Genomic DNA, 19,001 nt, shown 5'->3' on the forward strand with positions numbered 1-19,001 from the left:
AGCGTGACCTTCGCGTGATACCGGTATCAGGTCGCTCAGCGCCGCCGGCCGCACCCTTTCCTGAAAGGACGCGAAGATGCTCGGATTCAACGAGCCGGAATTCCTCTCCCAGCTGGCGAGCACGGTGGCGTTGCGCCACCCGATCGAGGAGCTCGCCGACCGCCTCGTGGACGAGGGGTTCGACAACCTCCTCCTCGTCGGCGCCGGCGGCACGTACGCCCAGATGTGGCCCTACGAACAGCTCGCCCGGCGCATCTCGACGCTCCCCGTACGGGCCGTGGTCGCCGCCGAACTGGCCGTCGCGGGCGATGCCACGCTCGGCGAGCGCTCGGTGGCCGTCTTCACCTCCGTGTCGGGCACGACGGAGGACAGCCTCCGCGCCGTCGAGTTCTGCAAGTCGAAGGGCGCCCGGACGGTCGGTTTCACCGGGTACGCCGATTCGCCCATCGCCCGGAGCGTCGACGTCGCGCTCGTGTCGGAGCCGAAGGCCTGGCCGTTCGACCCGCAGATGCTGCTGCTCATGGGCCGGCTGTTCGCACGCCGGGGCGAGTTCGAGGGGTACGAGAAGCTCGCCGACGAGCTCGCGGACATCCCGCGCGTCCTCCTCGACGTGGCCAGGCAGGCCGATGCTCCGGCGGCCGCCTTCGCCGAGGCCCACAAGGACACCGACTACCACTTCCTCGTCGGCGGCGGAAACCTGTGGGGCTTCACGTACCTCTACTCCATGTGCATCCTCGAGGAGATGCAGTGGCTGCGCACCACCCGGGTGCACAGCGCCGAGTTCTTCCACGGCTCCCTGGAGCTGCTGGAGAAGGACACCAGCGTGATCGTCTTCCAGGGGGAGGACGAGACGCGCGCCCTCACCGACCGCGCCGAGGCCTTCGCGAAGCGCGTCTCCCACGACGTCACCGTCTTCGACACCCGCGATTACGCGCTGGAGGGCATCAGCCCCCGATTCCGCGGTCTGCTCGCGCCGCTCGTGCTCGACACGGTGATGGGCCGGGTCAGCAAGCACCTGGAACGCGTACGCGACCACTCGCTCGACCTGCGCCGCTACTACCGGGTCATGGACTACTGAGCGGCGGGCCCGCCGCCCGCGCCCGGCGAACGGCCGGGCGCGGGCGGCAGGTTCCGCACACACCCCCTCGGACACGCCGGTGCCCTGCCCGCACCGCGCCCCACTCGGCCCCGCGCCCCTGGCTCACCGGGCCCGCGCACAGGAGAACCCCTATGAGAGTCCTCGGCTTCGGCGACAACATCGTCGACCGCTTCGTCGACCGCGGCATCGACTACCCGGGTGGCAACAGCGTGAACGTGGCCGTCTACGCCCGGCGCCTCGGCCTGGAGGCCGCCTACCTCGGCGTCTTCGGCGACGACGATCTCGGCCGCTTCCTGCGCGAGTCCGTCACCGCGCAGCGGGTCGCCGTGGACCACTGTGTCGTACGGACCGGTGAGACCGGCCTCTCCACCCTGCGCGTCGACGACGGCGACCGCGTCTTCCTCGGCTGGAACGGCGGCGGCGTCACGGTGCGGGAGCCGCTCGTACTCGACGGCGAACTGCTGTCGTACGCCGCCTCCTTCGACCTCGTGCACTCCAGCGTGTACTCCCGCAGCGAGAGCGAACTGCCCAAACTCGCCGGGCTGGGACCGCTCGTGACCTTCGACCTGTCGAGCGACGACGAGTTCCGCGCCCCCTCCTACCTGGACCGCGTCTGCCCGCACGCCGACCTGGTCCTGCTGTCCTGCTCGCACCTCGACGAGCCCGCCACGCGCGCGCTCCTGGCCGAGGCCGTGGGCCGGGGGGCCAAACTGGCGCTCGCCACCCGGGGGGTTGACGGAGCGATCGCCCACGACGGCCGCACGACCGTCGCGGCGCCGGCGCGCCGGGTGGAGGGAGCGGGATCCCTCGTCGACACGATGGGCTGCGGCGACGCCTTCCTCACCGGCTTCGCGGTCTCCCTGCTGCGGAGCGGCTGGACCGCGGACGCCCCGCCCGATCGGCGCATGATCGAGCGCGCACTCCACGACGGAGCCGGCACCGCCCATGAGCAGTGCTTCGTCGAAGGAGCCTTCGGTCACGGGCGGCCCGCCGGGCAACCGGCCGTGTCTAGCATGTGGCAAGTCTTCGACCGAGAGAATTGAGGTACGGATCCATGCCAGCAGACCGGGGCCGCGCGTCGGGATCACCGACGATCTCCGAGGTGGCCGCCGAGGCCGGTGTCGGCCGGGCGACCGCGGCCCGGACGCTCGGCGGGTACGGATACGTCAGCCCCGAACTGAAGGAGCGGGTGCTCGCGGCGGCCGAGAAGCTCGGCTACCGCGCGAACGCGCTGGCGCGCAGCATGTCGACCGGTGTCAGCCACACCCTCGGGGTCATCGTCGCGGACATCGGCAACCCCTTCTTCGCCGGTGTGGTGCGCGGGATCTGCGACACCTCCCGGGCCCGGGGCTTCGACACCATCGTGCTGAGCACGTACGAGAACCTCGCCGAGGAGGTCGCGGCGACGAACGTACTCATCGACAAGCGCGTGGACGGTGTCATCATCGCGTCGGCCGCCGTCGGCCGCGGTGAAGACGCCCACATCAGGGCGGCGTTGGAACGGGGCGTCCCGGTCGTACTCGTCGACCGGGCGATCCCGTCGCTCGATCTCGACGCCGTCGTCATCGACAACCGGGAGGCGGCGCGCGAGGCGGTCGAGATGCTGATCGCGGCCGGGCACCGCCGTATCGGATTCGTGTGGGGGCCGCCCGTGGCGCAGGCGCCGGCGACCCGGCGCGAACTGCTCGCCGGGGCCTCGCGCAACCTGTGGACCGACGGGGAGCGCCTGCGCGGCTACCTCGACGCGCTCGACGACGCGCACATCCCCTTCGACCCGGAGCTGGTGATGGTCGGGCCCAAGACGGAGGAGCGGGCCACCGAGGAGGTCGTCCGCATGCTGACCCTTCCCCGGCGGATCACCGCGCTGTTCTGCACCGAGACCGACGCGGTGACAGGAGCGCTGCGGGCGGTGCGCAGGCAGAAGCTGTCCTACCCCCGCGACCTGTCCCTGATCGGCTTCGACGACAGCGCCTGGGCGGCGGTCATGGACCCGCCGCTGACGATGATCGAGCAGCCCGTGCACCGGCTCGGCGCGAAAGCGGCCGAGGTACTCCTCGATCCTCTCGAAGGAGCCGAGCCACTCCGCGAGATGCACACCCTGCGCACGCGCCTGATCGTGCGCTCCTCGGTCGCTCCGCCGCGGTCCTCCTGAGAGCAGCGGTTCATGGCGAGGTGCCGCGCTCCAGCAGGTCCTCCGCGCGCCGTCGGCGAACCGGCCGTCGTCCACGACCCGGATCGGGCCGGTGTCTCGCCACCGGCCCGCACCGCGAGTCCGGGCTCCTCCTCGTCGAGGAGCCGCTGGACGGGGACGATCTCCACGCCCGTGCCCGCTTCCCGGAGCGCCTGACGGCGCCGGTCTGCCTGGACGAGTCGGTCCGCTGCGCACGTGGCACGGCCGTCGCCGGCGCGATGGGCGCGGCGCGGGTCGTGGCGTCGAGCCGGCCCGGACGCCCTGCGGCACTTCACGCGCGTCCGGCACACGCTCCGGGGCGGGTGACGCCGCAGGCCCGGCCGGCCGGCCGGCGCCCGGTCGGCGCTCAGTCGACCTGGATGGCGAGCAGGCAGGCGTCGTCGTCGTGAACCGTGCGCGTGTAGTCGGCGATGATCCGCTCGACCGTCTCTCCTGGCGAGAGTCCCGCGTTCCCCGACAGGTGCCGGCTGAGGTTGGTGATGCCTTCGGTGATGTCCTCGCCCCGGCGTTCGACCACGCCGTCGGTGTACAGGAGCAGGAGGTCGCCGCTGTGCAGCGGAACCGACGCGGTCTCGTACGCGTACCCGGGCAGCAGGCCGAGCAGCGGGCCCAGGTGCTCCGACGGCAGAGGGGCCACTTCGTTCCCCCGCCGCAGCAGTGGAGGCGGATGGCCCGCGCACGCCCAGCGCAGGACGTGGTCGTGGTCGATGTGTCCGGTGACCATGGTCGCGGTCATCGCCGAGGGGTCGCCGCACACCAGCTCGTTCAGCCAGGTCGTCATCTCGCCTGCCGACGCGCCCGTCTGGGCGAGTCCGGCCAGGGCGTGGCGCTGCTGGGCCATCCGGGCCACGGCCTCGAGCCCGTGGCCGACCGCGTCACCGATGGCGACGAGTACCCGCCCGTCCGACAGGCGCCTGCACTTGTACCAGTCGCCGCCGACGGCCGCGTCCGCCTCGGCCGGCAGGTAGGCGGCGGCCACCGTCAGGCCCAGCTCGGCGAGTTCCGCGGTGTGCGTCGGCAGGAGCGCCTCACGCATGACCGAGGCGATGCGCTGTTCCGCCGCGGCCTGCTGACGCAGCCGCTCCGTCTCGCGCTGGGTCTCCGCCAGACGGCGCCGGCCGCGCATCTGGGGTGTCAGGTCACGTGCCACGAGGTGCACGGCCCACGGGCGCCCGTCGGTTCCCGCGACGGGCCTGCCGAGCAGGTCCAGGGTGCGTACTTCGCCGAAGACACGGAAGCGGATGCGCGTCCAGGAGGGTTCCTCGCCGGCGAGGACGGAGGTGATCAGCTCGGCGAGCGCCGGCACTTCGCCGGGGAGCACCGCGTCGCAGAGTTCCGTCAGCGACCACGGCATCTGCGGATCGGTGCGGAAGATGCGGTGCAGCCCCTCCGACCAGTCGACGGCGCCGGAGAGCAGATCCCAGTGCCCCCATCCCATCGAGGCGATGTGCTGAGCGTCGAGGGTCAGGATCTCCGTATGACTGCGGGCGGGGACCCAGGTGATCAGCATCTGGTTGCCGCAGGCAGCGGCGTGGTACAGGAGCGGGGCGCGGAACAGCCGGCCGTGCCGCTCCTCCGTGTAGTCCACGGTCAGTCCCTTGAGGGCGCGCCCCGAGGTGAACACCGCGGTCAGCGCCGCCATCAGTCCGCTCGCCACGGCCCCGGGGCGGACCGCCAGAAACCGCTGCCCCACCTGGCTGTCCGGCGCTTCGAGCCATTCCGCCGAGCGGACGTGGTTACCGGCGCGAATGACGAAGTCCGTGATCTCGCCGGTCTCGTCCTGGACGGGAGCCAGCAGCGCCGCCGAGACGGGGATGGCCGACAGGCCGGCGTGCAGGCCGGCCCAGGGGTCATTGCCGGGCATGTCGTACGGGCGGCCGTCACCGTCGTCACCGTCCGGGGCGTCGCCCTGCCCGGGCCGGTGGGCGGCCGGCGGCTCGGGGCTCCCGGAGATGAAGCTCTCCAGGGACCGGTCGCCGGGGGACGGCGCGTGGGCGGAGGACCTCGCGAGGGCCTGGGGCTCCTGCACCCTGCGCCGTACGTCCGCCCGCAACGCGGCGATCTCGCGTTCGATGAGTGCCTTCAGGCTCTCCACGTCGTCCGGCAGGTCCGGCAGGCCGGGCAGGGGGAAGCTCACAAGACCGTCACCGCCCTGCCGCGCCGGACGTTCACGATGATGGCCTCCCGGCGTCGCAGGTCAAGATCCGTCTTCCTCGATCGTAGGTCCCCCCTCGGACACGCGCGAACGCTCACCGCCGCCCCCCGGGGTCATGGGCCCCGGGCCCCGGGGGTGACGAAGGCCCCGGCCGGAGGGGACTTTCGCCCCGTGTCACGCATATTTCCGACGGAAACACCCAAACCGGGAAAATGACGCCCCGCACCGCGCCGGACGGCCCGGCCGCCACTCCCCCGGCCCCCGGAGCCGCCGTACGGCAGCTCCCCCCTTGCGGGAGAACCACTGTTCTCCTAAGCTGCCGCGGACAGGAGAGAACGACCGTTCTCTCAATGGCGAAAGAGAGAGCCATGACGGACAAGAGGCCGCCGTTCCCGCCGTTCACATCCGAGACCGCCCAGCAGAAAGTCAGGGCGGCCGAGGACGCGTGGAACAGCCGGGATCCCGAGCGGGTGTCCCTCGCTTACACCGAGGACTCCGAGTGGCGCAACCGCGACACGTTCCTCCGGGGACGCGCGGAGATCGTGGAATTCCTGCGCGACAAGTGGGAGCGCGAGCAGGACTACCGTCTGCGCAAGGAGCTGTGGGCCTTCACGGACAACCGCATAGCCGTCCGCTTCGAGTACGAGTGGCACGACGGCGAGGGCCAGTGGTTCCGCAGTTACGGCAACGAGAACTGGGAGTTCGACGAGAACGGCCTGATGCGACGCCGCTACGCGAGCGTCAACGACCTCCCCGTCTCCGCGGACGAACGGCGTATCGCCCTCTGACCGAGCGGGCGCCCCCGGCCGGGCGGGAGGGATCAGCCGGGCCACGTTCCGGTCAGGCGCCGCACGACGGTGGCGCCACCGCGGTCGACCATCGCCTTGACCGCGGCGAAGACCGCGCCCTGCAGGGTGGCGGCGATCACGATTTCCCGCCAGCCGCGCTCCTCGTCGGTGGCGTCGGGGGCGTCCTCGTCGTGGCCGACGACTTTCCACACCTGCTTGAAGACCGTGCCGGCGATGACACCGCTCACGGCGCCCAGGACCAGGCCGACCGGCTTGTAGGCGACCTTGGAGGCTTTCATCAGCACCTCCTGCCGCGTCGCACGGCGATGATCACGGCGAGCGCGGCCACACCGACACCGGCGAGCACGAGCAGGTTGCGGGTGGCATGCGTGCCCGCGCCCTCCGTCCGGCCTTCGCCCTCCGGCCGGCCTTCTCGCGCACCGGCCTGCGGGGTCTTGTCGTGGATCTTTCGCCCCAGGGTGTGGGTGGTTTCGGTCAACTGCTCATTGGCGTGGGCGGCCTTGCCCTGCACCAAGCCCTTGACCTTCGCCGCCTTCTGCTGCGCCTGCGCTTTCACGTCGGCCTTGGCGGCCAGCGCTTCGATCGTCCGGCCGAGCTCCTCCCGGGTCTGCTCCACCTGGGCCCGCAGTTCGTCGGGGTCGGGCGTGGAGCCGTGGTGCCGTGCCTTGTCCGTCATCGCCGTACCCTCTCCTTGATCTCGGCCATGTCGGCCTTGACACTGTGGATGGCCTGCTCGGGAGCGGCCGGCGTGGCCCGGCCGACCTGTTTCTTGCCGACGGCGGCGAGTACGGCCGTCACCACGAGCAGGAGGCCGGTGACGACCAGGGCGGCGAGCCACAACGGCCAGACCAGGTCCAGGGCCACGATCGCGGTGGCCGCCATCGCCTGCAGGGCGACGAAACCGACCACGCCGGCTCCGCCCAGCAGGCCGCCACCGAGCCCGAACCGCTTGCCCTTCTGCTGCATTTCGGCCTGCGCCAGCCGCAACTCCTGCCGCATCAGCCGGGAGATCTGTTCCGATGCGTGTTTCACCAGCTCACCGACCGATTCTTCGGCTTCCCCGGGGGGCGGGTAGTCAGCTGACGTGCTCATCGTCGTGCCTGCCTTTCGCTGCTCGGCCCTCCGGGGCCTGTTCACACAAGTGGTAGTCCTTACCGCGCCCGCCCGCCAGCCGACAGCCGGCCCGGCGGTCAGACGCGCGCCCGTGTCGTCGACTCGTCGACGCACTACGACAAGGCGCGCAGCAGGCGCGGCGCATGAGGTACCAGGACGGCACCACCCACACCGACGGCCGCGCCGACCGCGGCGTCACTGGGGTGATGAGCGCCGGTGTGGACGCGTTCCAGGGCCATCATCACGGTGGGAACCGAGGCAGCCGCCCCAGCCACGGCGAGGTGAGGCCACCGCGGCGGTGAAGCCCACGACGGCCGCGGTGCGCCCGGACGGGAAGGAAGAGCTGTCCGGCCGGTCCTCGACACCGTCGTGCGGGATCATCTCCACAGGGGGCCTGCGCCGCTCGTACGGCTGCTTGCACACCGCGTCCACGTCAGCTGCGCGGTCAGCACGCCGGCCACTCCCCGGCCGCGGCTCTGCGCTCCACGCGCCCCCTGCGGCGGCCAGGGCCGCGCCCCGCCGCAGTGCGGTCCTCTCGGCCGCGGACTCCGCGGCCGGCAGTGCCCACCGCGCCCGGAGCGAGTCCCGGGAGGCGGTCCGGTTGGTCAGCCGCCGGTCGACGCGACGCGCGTCGGGGAGGAGGCGCACGAACGCCCGCCGGGGCCGTGCGGTACGGACTTCCCGGTTCGCCTGCTCCGACACGGTCATTCGCTGCCCGTCCGCTTGCGGTCCTGGTCGCTCCACTTGCGCGTGTCCCGCGGTTCGACGTAGGGCTCGTCATCGGCGGGGTGGCCACCGATGATGGCGCGCTGACGGGTCATCTCCGCGTCGAACTCCAGACCGAGCAGGATCGCCAGGTTCGTGATCCACAGCCAGACCAGGAAGATGATCACTCCGGCGAGGGTGCCGTACGTCTTGTTGTACGAACCGAAGTTCGCCACGTACAGGGCGAAACCCGCCGAGGCGATCATCCAGATCACGAGGGCGAGGAAACTGCCGGGGGTGACCCACTTGAAACCGCGGCCCCTGGCGTTCGGCGACGCCCAGTACAGGAGCGCGATCATGATGGTGACCAGGAGGACCAGAACCGGCCACTTGGCGATCGACCAGACGGTCAGGGCGGTGTCCCCGACCCCCAGGGCCCTGCCCAACTGCCGGGCGAGACCGCCGGTGAACACCACGATCAGCGCGCTGACACACGCCAGGAGCATCAGCACCAGCGTCAGGGCCAGTCGCAACGGCGTGACCTTCCACGCCGGGCGGCCCTCGGGAATGTCGTAGACGGCGTTGGACGTCCGGATGAAGGCGGCCACATAGCCGGAGGCCGACCACAGCGCGCCCACAAGACCGACGATCGCCAGGATGGAACCGGTGCCACCGCTGGCCTGCAGTTGCTCGACCGCGTTGGTGATGATGTCCCGGGCCGGGCCGGGCGTGAACTTCGTGAGGTTGTCCAGGATGCTCTTCGTCGCCGACTCGCCCACGATTCCCAGCAGCGAGACCAGCACCAGCAGCGCGGGGAACAGCGCCAGGACCCCGTAGTAGGTCAGCGCCGCGGCACGGTCGGCCAGCTCGTCGTCCTTGAACTCCGCCACCGTGCGACGCAGCACCGACCCCCACGACTTCTTGTCCATCTCGGTGGGCCCGTCCGGAGCCTCGCGTTCCACCCGGGAGTCCGGTCCGGCACGGTCACCGGGCTCCTCGTCCCCTCCGGCACCTGTCGGCCGGTGCCGGTCGTCTCCATGCGTGGGTTGCCACTTCGATGCCATGATCTACGAGTAACCCCAAAGCTCCCGTTATGCACCTGGAGCTAAGCGCGTTATCAACATATTTATCCAGAATTACCCGTCATTGAGGTGTTTTTCCACTCCTGCTCCGGTTACCCGGGCCACTGACCCCAGAGGAAGCAGGAGGCCCGAGATGATTACCCGAGAGCAGATTCCCGCGGTGCTGGACCACCCGGTCTACGACGCACAGGGAAGGAAGATCGGCGACGCCAAGCACGTGTTCCTCGACGATGCCACCCACCAGCCGGACTGGGTCAGCGTCAGGACCGGCCTGTTCGGCACCAGTGAGTCGTTCGTCCCCATCCATGACGCCACCATGGTCGAGGACCATCTGGAGGTCCCGTATCCCAAGGACAGGGTGAAGGACGCCCCCAACGTCGATGTCGACGCCGGCGGCCACCTGTCGGAGGCCGAGGAGCATCGCCTGTACGAGCACTACGGCATCGCGTGGGACGAGGCGTGGCAGCAGGCCAACCAGCCCGGACAGGGTGGATGGGCCCACACCGGCACAGACACCGGCACGCGCACCGGCGCAGACACCGGCACCGGCGGGTACGTCGACACCGGAGCGGCCGGCGGTGGCGCCCGCGCCCGGTCGTCCGGCGACGAGGCCATGACGCGTTCCGAAGAGGAGATGCACGTCGGCGTCGAACGCCGCGAAACGGGGCGGGCACGGCTCCGTAAGTACGTGGTGACCGAAGAACAGCAGCAGACCGTCCCCGTGCGTCACGAGGAGGTCCGCGTGGAACGGGAGCCGATCACCGAAGCCGACCGGGACCGGGCTCTGTCCGGGCCGGACATCTCCGAGTCCGAACACGAAGTCACCCTGCACGAGGAGCGACCTGTCGTGGAGACCGAGGCGGTACCGGTCGAGCGGGTCCGCCTCACGTCCGAAGAGCACACGGACCAGGAAACGGTCGCGGGCGAGGTACGCAAGGAACGGATCGAGACCGAAGGCGTCGACGAGGACGACCGCCGGCTCTGACCGCCGCGACCGCACTCCGCACCTCCCCGGGTGCCCCGTCAGGTCCGTTCGGCACCACGCGTTGCCGCTCGTACTCCACGAGGAGCCGTGCGAGCGGCAATGCCGCCGGAGACTTCCGGAAGCACCGCGGCGCAGGCCCTGCCGACAGCTGCGAACACTGCCGGGACAGCGAGAACGTGCGGAAGGAAACCCTTTTGACTTCACCCTGTTTCATGATGACGATCCGGTCATGTCACGCACTTTCGACGACCTTGTGTCCGAGGCGGAAGCCGTCTCGGTGGAGGGCTGGGACTTCTCCTGGCTGGAGGGCCGGGCCACCGAGCAGCGTCCCTCATGGGGATATCAGCGCACGATGAGTGAGCACTTGGCCCGCGCGTCCGCCGCCCTCGACATTCAGACCGGCGGCGGGGAAGTCCTCGCCGGAGCACCGAAACTGCCACCGACGATGGTGGCCACGGAGTCCTGGCCGCCCAACCTCTCCAAGGCCACCAAGCTGCTGCACCCACGCGGCGCGGTCGTCATGGCCGACGACGACGAACCGCCGCTGCCCTTCGCCGACGCCGCCTTCGACCTGGTGACCAGCCGTCACCCGGCAACGGTGTGGTGGCAGGAGATCGCCCGCGTTCTCCAGGGCGGTGGCACGTACCTGGCCCAGCACGTCGGCCACTCCAGCGTCTTCGAACTGGTCGAATACTTCCTCGGGCCGCAGTCCGAGGAAGTCCGCCGCGGCCGCCACCCGGACGACGAACGCCGGGACGCCGAGGCCGCCTGCCTGGAAATTGCCGACCTGCGGTTCGAGCGGCTGCGGACCGAGTTCTTCGACGTCGGCGCAGTGATCTACTTCCTCCGGAAGGTGATCTGGATGGTTCCCGGCTTCGCCGTCGACCAGTACCGCGACCGGTTGCGGGAGCTGCACGACAAGATCGGGAGCGAGGGGCCGTTCGTGGCCCACTCAACCCGTTTCCTCATCAAGGCCCGTAAGCCCGTCTGATGCGTCTGGTGTGTCTGGTGTGTCTGGTGTGTCTGGTGCGGCGTACGGGCGGCATCCGGACCGGCGAGCGGACAGCCGGCACGGGACGCTTCTGCCACTCTTGCCGCCTCTGTCAGCGGCCGAACACACCGGCGCTGTGCAGATAGAGGGCGACCATCCCGGCCACGCAGGCAAGGACCACCCAGGAGGTGAAGCCCGTGTGTCCCCCTCTCGGCCGCGGCTTGCCGGACCGTCCGGACCGTCTCGGCCGTCCGGACCGTCCGGGGCGACCAGCGCTTGACGGATCCGGCACTCGCACCGTCGCGTCGGCGGCGGTCTCGGCGAGCAGGCGACGGCAGGTCGCGGCGAGTTCGCCCGTCCCGGCGGCAAGGGGCACGATCGCCTCCGAACGCGCCGGGGCCGTGGTGCCGCCGTCGAGGAGGCGGCCCGCGCGGACGAGGACCTCGCCCCGGCCCCCCGCGGGAGCGAGGCTGATCCAGCGTCCCACGTGTTCGCCCCGGATCACCACGCCCCCGGCCCGGTCCCGGTACACGGTGCGTTCCCGCCACAGCACCTCGGCCAACTCGTCGGCTATGTCCTTCAGTTGCCCACTCATTCCTCCCCCTTCGCCGTGCGGCACTCGATCGAGCACCGCACTCTAGCGACAGGTACGCACCAAGTCCGCCGTCGGGGGCCCGCTCGGGCATGGTGGTAACGGGGTTCGGGGGCCGAGCCTTCGCGGCCCGGGCAACAGCAGCAGGCACGCACCGTGCAGGAACGGCCTGCCGGCCGGCCCGTGGCCGCCCGTCGCACGGAACGGGACGGCCGTGCGGTCACCCGGACCGGAAGGAGCGAGACGTGAAACCGCTCAGGGGTGCATTCGCGCACCCTTGAGGACCTTGTCCACCGCGTTGCGCGGCCCGTAAACGGCCATCCCCACCAGATCGAGCCCGTCCTTCCCCACAGCCCGTACAGCCGCCCGGTTGTCCCGGTCGTTGCCCGTGCCGAACAGGTCCGACGTGAACACGGCCCTCGGCAGCGACCGGGACAGCGCACGCGCGTGCGCGGCGGTCAGCGTCTCCTTCGCTCCCTCGAAGACCAGCACGGGCTGGCGGAACATCGGCAGATACGCGGTGTCGTCGGCGTCCGCGTACGGCTCGCCGATCACCTCGGGTGATGCCGTGCCGAGCCCACTGACCAAGAAGGCGGTCACATTCAGCCGCTGCCAGGACTCGAGGTCGTCGCGCAGCAGGACGGCGATCTTGGTGTCGAAGCGGACCGGCACGTCCTCAGGCTTTGCGACGGTCTCCGTCCCGGCGCCGACTTCAGTCTCGTTCTCGTTCTCGGTTCTCATGCTTCGAGACTCCACGGTGCGCGCCTTCTCCGTCTTGTACGTTCTTTGCATGGTGCCCCGGCAGGAGATCTCCGCCTGGCGCCCGCAGGCCGCGGGTGTCGTAGAGGTATTCCACGCCCACTTCACCGAGCACGCGTACCCCATGCACGTCCACGACGCCTGGACGCTGCTGATCGTCGACGACGGCGCGGTCCGCTACGATCTGGACCGCTACGAGCGCGGCACCCCGAGCGACACCGTGAGCCTGCTCCCGCCGCAGGTCCCGCACAACGGCTCACCCGCCACCCCTCACGGTTTCCACAAGCGCGTGCTCTACCTCGACATGACGCAGCTGGACGAGAGCTTCATCGGGCCGGCGGTGGACGGCCCGGACCTCACCGATCCCGTCCTGCGCAGACGCGTCGGGCAGTTGCACACGGCCCTCGCGAACCGGGGCGACGCGTTCGAGGCGGAGAGCCGTCTGGCCCTCATCAGCGAGCGGCTGCGCGAGCATCTGCGCCCCAGGGCGGCCTTCGGCAGCGCGGAGCCCGACCGCGGCGTCGCCCAGAGCCTGCGCGACCTCCTCGACGAGCGACTGCTCGAAGGCATCGCCCTGGAAGAGGCCGCGCGCCTGGTGCACGCCCACCCCACCCATCTCGTACGTGCCTTCAGTGGTGCCTTCGGCATCGCCCCGCACCAGTACGTGATGTCCCGCCGCGTCGACCTGGCCCGCCGTCTGCTGCTCGGCGGGCAGCCGCCGGGCGAGGTGGCGACCGCCGCCGGCTTCTACGACCAGTCCCATCTCACCCGGCACTTCAAGCGGGTCGTGGGCATCACCCCGGGCCGGTACGCCCGTACCGGAAGCGCCAACTGAGCCCGGACCGCCCGCGCTCGCCGCCGCTCCCCTCTCCGGTTCCGGTCACACGTCGGCCTCCTCCTGTCGGCAGGGCGGGCCGTGGCCGACGTCCCCGGGGATCTCGCTCGGCGGCTCCTTCGGACTCGCTCGAAGCATTCCGGCGGCGCCCCGGAGAGCGGTGGCGGCCAGGGACAGGTGGGGCCAGTGGGCGACATCGCGGCGCAGCTGCCGGTCGTGGGAGGCCATCACCACGGCGGCGGACGTGGCCTCCAGGGCATGGGTGAGTTCGTCGACCAGGGCGATGGACAGGTGGTTGGTCGGTTCGTCCAGCAGCAGGACGTGCGGCCTGGAGGCCAGCGCCAGGGCCAGGTCCAGGCGGCGCTGTTGCCCCAGGGACAGCCGGCGCACCGGTTTGTCCAGGTCACGGCGGGCCAGCAGCCCCAGTTCGTCAAGCGCCACCGTCCGGCTCTCGTCGAGCTGTCCGTCCGAGACGAGGGCCGCGAGGCGGGCCTCGTAGACCTCTCCCGCGCGGCGGTGGACAGGATGCGCCGACTCCTGGCCCAGCAGTGCGACCCGGGCGTTGCGGGCGTGGTGCACCCGCCCCGCGTCCGGCTCCAGCCGTTTGGCCAGCACGGCGAGCAGGGTGGACTTGCCCGCGCCGTTGGGTCCGGAGATCACCAGCCGGGAGCCGGACTCCAGCGTCACATCGGCCGACTGGCGCAGGCGGCCGGTGACGGTGACGTTCTCGGCGCGCACAAGGGCGACCCCGGCGCGGGCGGGCAGCTCGGGCATGTCCAGGCTCAACGGCGGCTCGGGCAGGGACACCTCATGCCGGGACAGCTCGTCCTGGCGCTGGTGCACCGAGCGCACCAGCCCCGCGGCCCGGGTGGCGCGCTGGTGCTTCCCGGTCCCTTTGCCGGGACGCCAGCCGGTCACCAACCGGCTCTGCGCCGCGGCGAGGCTGTCGGCCAGATGCGCGTGTTCGGCCTGCTGTTGGGCGTACTCCGCCTCCCAGCGCCGGCGGCTCGCGCGACGGCCGGCCAGATATCCCTCGTAGCCGTCGCCGTATACGGCCGGGCGGCCGTCCTGGCTGGGGTCGAGATCGAGAATCGTGGTGGCGACGTCCCTCAGCAGGGCGCGGTCATGACTGACCACCACCACGCCGCCGTCCCACTCCCGCAGGCGGCCGGTCAGGTAGTCCAGGCCGGCCTGGTCGAGGTGGTTGGTCGGTTCGTCGAGCAGCAGGAAGTCGTAGGCGGCGCCGAGCAGGCACGCCAGGCGCACCCGGTAGCGCTGCCCGACGGACAGGTGTGCCAGCAGCCGGCTCCGGTCGGTCACCGCGCCGAGGGCTTCGAGGGCGACATCGACACGCCGGTCGGCGTCCCATGCCTCCAGCGCCTCGGCCGCCTCCAGTGCCGCCTGGTACGACGCCTCCGCGCCGGGGCGTTCCTCGGCGAGCGCGGCCGCGCCGGTGTCGAGGGCGGCCAGCGCGGTGCGGGCGTCGGCGAGGTGGGCATCGACGACATCGCCGACCGTACGGTCCTCGTCGGCCGCCACCTCCTGCTCCGCACTGCCCAGGGTTCCCGTTCGCCGCACCGAGCCGGCATCGGGGGCCAGCGTTTGGGCGAGCACGTGGACCAGCGTGGATTTGCCGCGGCCGTTCTCCCCGACCACGCCCCAGCGCGAACCGGGAGTAACGGTCATCTCGACGCCCGTGAGGACCGGGCGGCCTCCTCGGGCGAGGTGGACATCAGAAGCGACGAGCTGTGCGCGGGCACGAGCCGGGACGGTAAGAGGGGTGTTCATGACGCTCCGAACGGAGACACACTCCACCCGTGAAGCGGGGAGTGGATCTTCCTTGAACTGACGGGCGGCGGCCGGAAGCGGCCGATGGGCGCGACGAGCAACCCACTGCCTCGGCTTCATCACGAGAGGCGGGTCGCGGCGTGCTCCGTCACAGGAAGCAGAAAGAACGCATGCACCTACTGTACCACGCGACGAACCGGACCGTCTCGCATGCGCCGGTTTCGGGTGGGAGCCGGTGAACGGGTTCGGGAGGAGCGGACGCCGGCCGGCAAGGGAGTGAGGGCGGGGTTCAGAAGTGATCGGGGCACCACGGCGCGAGGGAAGCGCGGAAGAGCGCGTCGGCGGTGGCCGCGGCTCCGGGACGCAGCTCCTCGACCAGCCCTGCCCCCTTGAGCCGAGCGGCCGTCTCACCGCCCAGACAGAGCATGGCAAGGGTGGTCGCGTCCAGTGCCAGGTGGGCCGGGCCGTCGGTGGTGGTGACGTGCCCGGAGCCGTCGGCCGCCACGTGCAACTGCCAGCGGCCGTCGACATGTCCGTCCGGGTCGGCCACTTCGAGAACGAGGCGGCCTTCCGTGGCGTAGGTGCGGGCGGCGAGAGCGACGGGAAGGTCCAGCAGGCGCAGCCGCAGGCAGTCGGCAGGATGGGGAAGAGGGCGTACGGCACGGGCATCGGCCAGCAGAAGGGGCGCCGGGTCGTCGGGGGCCGCGTCGGGAACGTCGATCGTGTGCACCCAGTCCAGGGAGAGCAGATGCCGCCACAGAGCACGCAGTGCTTCGGGCGTGGTGGTGATCAGATCGGTGACGGTCAGGGTGCTGTCGGGTACGCCGTCGGTCCACTTGCCGTCGACCCGGTAGGTCACCAGTCCGCTCACCTGCCCGTGGACATCGCGGTACACGACGGCCGTGGGCTCGGTCCATGTCTCTCCGGGGCGGACCGACTCTCCGGTCCGCGCCTGCCAGTTCCAGTCCGGGCGGCTGACCGCTCCGGCCCGTGAGCGGCGGACCCGGTCGAAGAGGGCGGGCCCGAACCTTCGCACGTCCTCCATGGTGGCGGGCTGGAGGATTCCGGTGCCGGCGGGGCCGGGGCGCAGGCCACGGCCGGCACGTACGTCGACGGTGAAGCCGCCGTGCCGGGTGGCCGGCGCGAATCCGTAACGGCCGTAGACACCGTACTCAGCGGAGTGCAGGACCGCGGCTGCCTCGCCGCGCGCCACCGCCGAGCGCAGGCCCTGAGCCATCATCGCCTTCAGCAGGCCGCGCCGGCGGTGAGTGGGAACGACAGAGATGCTGCTGATGCCGACCACCGGAAGCATCGCTCCGCCCGGCACGCTCAGGTCGAAGGAGATGCCACGGAACGTCCCCACACATCGCCGACCCTCATAGGCTCCCAGCCAGGGGGCGGCTGCTCTCCGGGCGCGGTGCGGGACGGTGGGCGCGGGCCTCGTCCAGGAGCAGTGCGAGGCTCACCCGCTGCCAGAGGATCTCGTCGGGGCCGTCGGCCGGCAGCAGCCGGTCCATGGCTTCGCGCACGGCGGGCGATTCACCATGGCGCCCCACCAGCCCCGGCCGGAGTTTGCTGAGGTACGCGCGCTCGTAGGGGTCGTCGACGACCTCCACGAACTGGACGGGGTCGAGGACGGAACTGGTGATCGCCGCCTGCTCCCACGGGTCTTCCGTCTGCCGCGTCAGCAGACCGAGGCGCCGGCCCCGCCAGTTGCGGGCACGGCGGTCCTCACCCGCGTCGAGCAGGGCACGCATCCTCTGCGGCGACCTGCCGGTCAGCAGAGCGGGCTCGCGGTCGGCGAATTCCTTCAGTTCTTCGGCGAGGTACAGCCAGACGACCGCCCGGTAGCGATTCAGGTAGAACGTGACGGGAGCGATGTATCCGGTGCGGGCGAGCTTGCCGAACCGGACGGGGCTGGTACCCATCAACCGCGCACCCTCGGTGGCGCCTACGGTCCGTAGCCGCTCACGCAGCGTTTCCTGATTCCGGCCCGCCGCCCGGAGCCTGTCGATCTCCTCACGGGCGACCCGGCGGTGGCTGCCGTCCGCGTCAACCGTGGTGCGGATGTGACCCAGCAGGGCACCAAGGTCCAACTCGCTTCGCTTCAAGCCGAGTTCCCGGGCGGCCCGGGACGCGGACAGCGGCCCGCCGGCCTGGGTCACAGCAGCGGTGCGGTGCGCTTCTCGTACGGCCATGATCGTCTCCCCGTGAGATGCGGATACTCCCGGTGACGACCGTAGTCCGGACGGCGCGTTGCCCGCCCAGCCTGTGGACAACTTCCGGGCCGGGCGAGTACGCGCAGGTCAGAGCTCGGTGTCTCTGGCGAGACCCGGCTGCCTCGCGGCAACCCCGAGGTGTTCGCCGACCCGGTTGACGAGCAGCGTCATCTCGTACGCGACCTGTCCGATGTCGGCTTCGGCGGCACTCAGCACGCACAGGCAGCTGCCGTCTCCCGCCGCGGTGACGAAGAGAACCCCCTCGTCGAACTCGACCATCGTCTGACGGACCTTGCCCGCCCGGAAGTGCCGGCCCGACCCCTTGGCGAGGCTGTGCAGTCCCGACGACACTGCGGCCAGGTGCTCGGCGTCCTCCCGCGCCAGGCCCGCACTCGCCCCGGTCACCAGGCCGTCGTTGGACAGCACCAGCGCGTGCCGCACATGCTCGACCCTGTTTGCCAGGTCGTCCAGAAGCCAGTCAAGTCCTTTGTCCAGCGCCATGTTTCGGCCCTCCCCGTTCATCCGTTCCCCGTCGCCCCTGGTCGAGCACCAGCCTTCCCCACTGACGTCATCGCGGCAAGCACGGGTTCCTTCGGGTGCCGCGGACAGGGGAAACGCGGGACGGTTCAGCCCACCGTGTCGAGCAGCCGGGCCGTGTGCGTCCTTCCGGCGTACTCGACGAAGCGCATCGTCCAGATACCGGCGCTGATGGCGGTGCCGACGGCGATGGCGGACGCGGCAGTGGTCAGCCAGTTGCGGCGGGAGCCCCCGCTCGCGTCCAGCGCCCGTACGGTGCGGTGCGAGGGCGGCGCCGGCTGAGGTCATCGCGTACGAGAGGGCGGGGGCCGGCCGGAGGCGGCGTGGTCCAGGTGTCCCATGACCCGGGGGCGCCGGTCCCGCAAGGAACGCACGCGGGGAGCGCTTTTCGAAAGCTGCCGGGATGTGGCAGAGATACGTTCCGGAAGGACCGGCCCACACTCGGACATGCCCGCCGCACCTGCGGGGGAGCCGCCGGAGTTCCGGGGAACTGAGGGCGATGGGGGACGATGTGCGTATGGCCGACGACCACACGCACGTCCAGGAGTTCTTCACGGCCCGGGCCGCGGACTGGGACGCCCGGTTCCCGGACGACGGACCGGCCTACGCCGCCGCGGTGGCCCGCCTCGGACTGCGGGCCGGTGACGCCGTGCTCGACGCCGGCTGCGGCACGGGGCGCGCACTGCCGTTCCTGCGCGACGCCGTGGGCCCCGTGGGTTCGGTGCTGGGCGCCGATGTGACACCGGCGATGCTGGAGGCGGCGGTCCACGCGGGCCGCAGTCGCGGCGCGCGGCTGCTGCTCGCCGATGTCGCACGGCTGCCCGTACGGACGGCGGCTCTGGACGCCGTCTTCGCGGCCGGGCTGATCGCGCACCTCCCCCGCCCCTCGGAGAATCTGCGCGAGCTGGCCAGGGTGGTGCGGCCCGGCGGCCTGCTGGCGCTGTTCCACCCCATCGGCCGGGCGGCCCTCGCGGCGCGCCAGGGGTGGCAGATCACCCCGGACGACCTGCGGGCCGAGCCCAACCTCCGGGCACTGCTGAAGCGTTCCGGGTGGCGGCTGGCGTCGTACACCGACGAGAGCGACCGTTTCCTTGCGCTGGCCGTCCGCCGGGACTGAGCAAGCAACCACACCGCGCCGGCC

Annotated in this window: 19 protein-coding genes and 2 pseudogenes; 8 read left to right on the top strand and 13 right to left on the bottom strand. The window is 71.2% G+C overall.

The features are described from left to right. The first annotated feature begins 76 nt into the window (after window positions 1-76). The 3 genes from BN1555_RS02280 (at window position 77) to BN1555_RS02290 (ending at window position 3,251) form a co-directional block, all read left to right on the top strand. Window positions 77-1,078, top strand: coding sequence for an SIS domain-containing protein (locus tag BN1555_RS02280; RefSeq protein ID WP_093797381.1), 1,002 nt, complete (start codon window positions 77-79; stop codon window positions 1,076-1,078). 152 nt (window positions 1,079-1,230) lie between these two features. After that, window positions 1,231-2,142: a PfkB family carbohydrate kinase gene (locus BN1555_RS02285; protein WP_093797383.1), complete on the top strand. Its 912-nt coding sequence runs from the start codon at window positions 1,231-1,233 to the stop codon at window positions 2,140-2,142. Window positions 2,143-2,153: 11 nt separating this feature from the next. Next, a complete protein-coding gene (locus BN1555_RS02290; protein ID WP_093797385.1) occupies window positions 2,154-3,251 on the top strand; it encodes a LacI family DNA-binding transcriptional regulator in 1,098 nt (365 codons plus the stop codon). Window positions 3,252-3,636: 385 nt separating this feature from the next. On the opposite strand, the gene BN1555_RS02295 is transcribed toward BN1555_RS02290, so the two are convergent. Further along, on the bottom strand, window positions 3,637-5,427 hold the full coding sequence (locus BN1555_RS02295) for a PP2C family protein-serine/threonine phosphatase (protein ID WP_255305837.1): 1,791 nt from the start codon (window positions 5,425-5,427) through the stop codon (window positions 3,637-3,639). 386 nt (window positions 5,428-5,813) lie between these two features. Between BN1555_RS02295 and BN1555_RS02300 the strand changes: the two genes are divergently transcribed. Next, window positions 5,814-6,233, top strand: coding sequence for a nuclear transport factor 2 family protein (locus BN1555_RS02300; RefSeq protein ID WP_093797387.1), 420 nt, complete (start codon window positions 5,814-5,816; stop codon window positions 6,231-6,233). Between the two features lie 32 nt (window positions 6,234-6,265). On the opposite strand, the gene BN1555_RS02305 is transcribed toward BN1555_RS02300, so the two are convergent. The 5 genes and pseudogenes from BN1555_RS02305 to BN1555_RS02325 form a co-directional block, all read right to left on the bottom strand. Then, on the bottom strand, window positions 6,266-6,532 hold the full coding sequence (locus tag BN1555_RS02305) for a DUF4235 domain-containing protein (RefSeq protein ID WP_093797389.1): 267 nt from the start codon (window positions 6,530-6,532) through the stop codon (window positions 6,266-6,268). Next, a complete protein-coding gene (locus BN1555_RS02310; protein WP_093797391.1) occupies window positions 6,532-6,930 on the bottom strand; it encodes a DUF3618 domain-containing protein in 399 nt (132 codons plus the stop codon). The genes BN1555_RS02305 and BN1555_RS02310 overlap by 1 nt, the downstream gene beginning before the upstream one ends. Then, entirely contained in the window at window positions 6,927-7,346 is a 420-nt protein-coding gene (locus BN1555_RS02315; protein ID WP_093797393.1) for a phage holin family protein, read from the bottom strand. The genes BN1555_RS02310 and BN1555_RS02315 overlap by 4 nt, the downstream gene beginning before the upstream one ends. A 134-nt stretch (window positions 7,347-7,480) precedes the next feature. Then, complete coding sequence (locus tag BN1555_RS41515) at window positions 7,481-7,609, bottom strand: hypothetical protein (RefSeq protein WP_369689024.1); 129 nt, start codon at window positions 7,607-7,609, stop codon at window positions 7,481-7,483. 462 nt (window positions 7,610-8,071) lie between these two features. Continuing rightward, window positions 8,072-9,052: pseudogene (locus BN1555_RS02325) on the bottom strand (YihY/virulence factor BrkB family protein); the annotation flags it as partial. Window positions 9,053-9,287: 235 nt separating this feature from the next. On the opposite strand from BN1555_RS02325, the gene BN1555_RS02330 reads away from it, so the two are divergent. Then, on the top strand, window positions 9,288-10,139 hold the full coding sequence (locus BN1555_RS02330) for a DUF2382 domain-containing protein (RefSeq protein WP_093797397.1): 852 nt from the start codon (window positions 9,288-9,290) through the stop codon (window positions 10,137-10,139). Between the two features lie 229 nt (window positions 10,140-10,368). Further along, window positions 10,369-11,130, top strand: a complete 762-nt coding sequence (locus BN1555_RS02335; RefSeq protein ID WP_093797399.1) for a class I SAM-dependent methyltransferase — start codon at window positions 10,369-10,371, stop codon at window positions 11,128-11,130. 112 nt (window positions 11,131-11,242) lie between these two features. On the opposite strand, the gene BN1555_RS02340 is transcribed toward BN1555_RS02335, so the two are convergent. Next, window positions 11,243-11,725: a hypothetical protein gene (locus BN1555_RS02340; protein WP_093797401.1), complete on the bottom strand. Its 483-nt coding sequence runs from the start codon at window positions 11,723-11,725 to the stop codon at window positions 11,243-11,245. Window positions 11,726-11,977: 252 nt separating this feature from the next. Beyond that, entirely contained in the window at window positions 11,978-12,463 is a 486-nt protein-coding gene (locus BN1555_RS02345; RefSeq protein ID WP_255305838.1) for a DUF2000 domain-containing protein, read from the bottom strand. Between the two features lie 49 nt (window positions 12,464-12,512). Between BN1555_RS02345 and BN1555_RS02350 the strand changes: the two genes are divergently transcribed. Further along, entirely contained in the window at window positions 12,513-13,316 is an 804-nt protein-coding gene (locus BN1555_RS02350) for a helix-turn-helix transcriptional regulator (protein WP_093797403.1), read from the top strand. Window positions 13,317-13,361: 45 nt separating this feature from the next. Here BN1555_RS02350 and BN1555_RS02355 read toward each other — a convergent pair whose 3' ends face one another. The 5 genes and pseudogenes from BN1555_RS02355 to BN1555_RS40025 form a co-directional block, all read right to left on the bottom strand. Next, window positions 13,362-15,104 (bottom strand): ABC-F family ATP-binding cassette domain-containing protein, encoded by a 1,743-nt coding sequence (locus tag BN1555_RS02355; RefSeq protein ID WP_093797405.1) that lies wholly within the window; start codon window positions 15,102-15,104, stop codon window positions 13,362-13,364. Between the two features lie 289 nt (window positions 15,105-15,393). After that, the gene (locus BN1555_RS02360) at window positions 15,394-16,467 is read right to left on the bottom strand and encodes a GNAT family N-acetyltransferase (RefSeq protein WP_255305839.1); all 1,074 of its coding nucleotides are present in this window, start codon (window positions 16,465-16,467) and stop codon (window positions 15,394-15,396) included. Window positions 16,468-16,480: 13 nt separating this feature from the next. Further along, entirely contained in the window at window positions 16,481-17,302 is an 822-nt protein-coding gene (locus BN1555_RS02365; RefSeq protein WP_093797409.1) for a DUF6397 family protein, read from the bottom strand. A gap of 108 nt (window positions 17,303-17,410) precedes the next feature. After that, a complete protein-coding gene (locus tag BN1555_RS02370) occupies window positions 17,411-17,824 on the bottom strand; it encodes a roadblock/LC7 domain-containing protein (protein WP_093797411.1) in 414 nt (137 codons plus the stop codon). A gap of 176 nt (window positions 17,825-18,000) precedes the next feature. After that, window positions 18,001-18,201 (bottom strand): annotated as a pseudogene (locus BN1555_RS40025) (hypothetical protein); the annotation flags it as partial. A gap of 176 nt (window positions 18,202-18,377) precedes the next feature. Here BN1555_RS40025 and BN1555_RS02380 point away from each other — a divergent pair. Further along, the gene (locus tag BN1555_RS02380) at window positions 18,378-18,977 is read left to right on the top strand and encodes a class I SAM-dependent methyltransferase (protein WP_093797413.1); all 600 of its coding nucleotides are present in this window, start codon (window positions 18,378-18,380) and stop codon (window positions 18,975-18,977) included. Window positions 18,978-19,001: the final 24 nt, after the last annotated feature.

The organism is Streptomyces sp. Wb2n-11 (genome assembly GCF_001049855.1).
Classification (GTDB): domain Bacteria; phylum Actinomycetota; class Actinomycetes; order Streptomycetales; family Streptomycetaceae; genus Streptomyces; species Streptomyces altiplanensis.

What these genes read in the sequence shown, in the direction of transcription:
- BN1555_RS02280 (WP_093797381.1), top strand. Translation starts at nt 77, where the DNA reads ATGCTCGGATTCAACGAGCCGGAATTCCTCTCCCAGCTGGCGAGCACG.
- BN1555_RS02285 (WP_093797383.1), top strand. Translation starts at nt 1,231, where the DNA reads ATGAGAGTCCTCGGCTTCGGCGACAACATCGTCGACCGCTTCGTCGAC.
- BN1555_RS02290 (WP_093797385.1), top strand. Translation starts at nt 2,154, where the DNA reads ATGCCAGCAGACCGGGGCCGCGCGTCGGGATCACCGACGATCTCCGAG.
- BN1555_RS02300 (WP_093797387.1), top strand. Translation starts at nt 5,814, where the DNA reads ATGACGGACAAGAGGCCGCCGTTCCCGCCGTTCACATCCGAGACCGCC.
- BN1555_RS02305 (WP_093797389.1), bottom strand. Translation starts at nt 6,532, where the DNA reads ATGAAAGCCTCCAAGGTCGCCTACAAGCCGGTCGGCCTGGTCCTGGGC.
- BN1555_RS02310 (WP_093797391.1), bottom strand. Translation starts at nt 6,930, where the DNA reads ATGACGGACAAGGCACGGCACCACGGCTCCACGCCCGACCCCGACGAA.
- BN1555_RS02315 (WP_093797393.1), bottom strand. Translation starts at nt 7,346, where the DNA reads ATGAGCACGTCAGCTGACTACCCGCCCCCCGGGGAAGCCGAAGAATCG.
- BN1555_RS41515 (WP_369689024.1), bottom strand. Translation starts at nt 7,609, where the DNA reads ATGATGGCCCTGGAACGCGTCCACACCGGCGCTCATCACCCCAGTGAC.
- BN1555_RS02330 (WP_093797397.1), top strand. Translation starts at nt 9,288, where the DNA reads ATGATTACCCGAGAGCAGATTCCCGCGGTGCTGGACCACCCGGTCTAC.
- BN1555_RS02335 (WP_093797399.1), top strand. Translation starts at nt 10,369, where the DNA reads ATGTCACGCACTTTCGACGACCTTGTGTCCGAGGCGGAAGCCGTCTCG.
- BN1555_RS02340 (WP_093797401.1), bottom strand. Translation starts at nt 11,725, where the DNA reads ATGAGTGGGCAACTGAAGGACATAGCCGACGAGTTGGCCGAGGTGCTG.
- BN1555_RS02345 (WP_255305838.1), bottom strand. Translation starts at nt 12,463, where the DNA reads ATGAGAACCGAGAACGAGAACGAGACTGAAGTCGGCGCCGGGACGGAG.
- BN1555_RS02350 (WP_093797403.1), top strand. Translation starts at nt 12,513, where the DNA reads ATGGTGCCCCGGCAGGAGATCTCCGCCTGGCGCCCGCAGGCCGCGGGT.
- BN1555_RS02355 (WP_093797405.1), bottom strand. Translation starts at nt 15,104, where the DNA reads ATGAACACCCCTCTTACCGTCCCGGCTCGTGCCCGCGCACAGCTCGTC.
- BN1555_RS02365 (WP_093797409.1), bottom strand. Translation starts at nt 17,302, where the DNA reads ATGGCCGTACGAGAAGCGCACCGCACCGCTGCTGTGACCCAGGCCGGC.
- BN1555_RS02370 (WP_093797411.1), bottom strand. Translation starts at nt 17,824, where the DNA reads ATGGCGCTGGACAAAGGACTTGACTGGCTTCTGGACGACCTGGCAAAC.
- BN1555_RS02380 (WP_093797413.1), top strand. Translation starts at nt 18,378, where the DNA reads ATGGCCGACGACCACACGCACGTCCAGGAGTTCTTCACGGCCCGGGCC.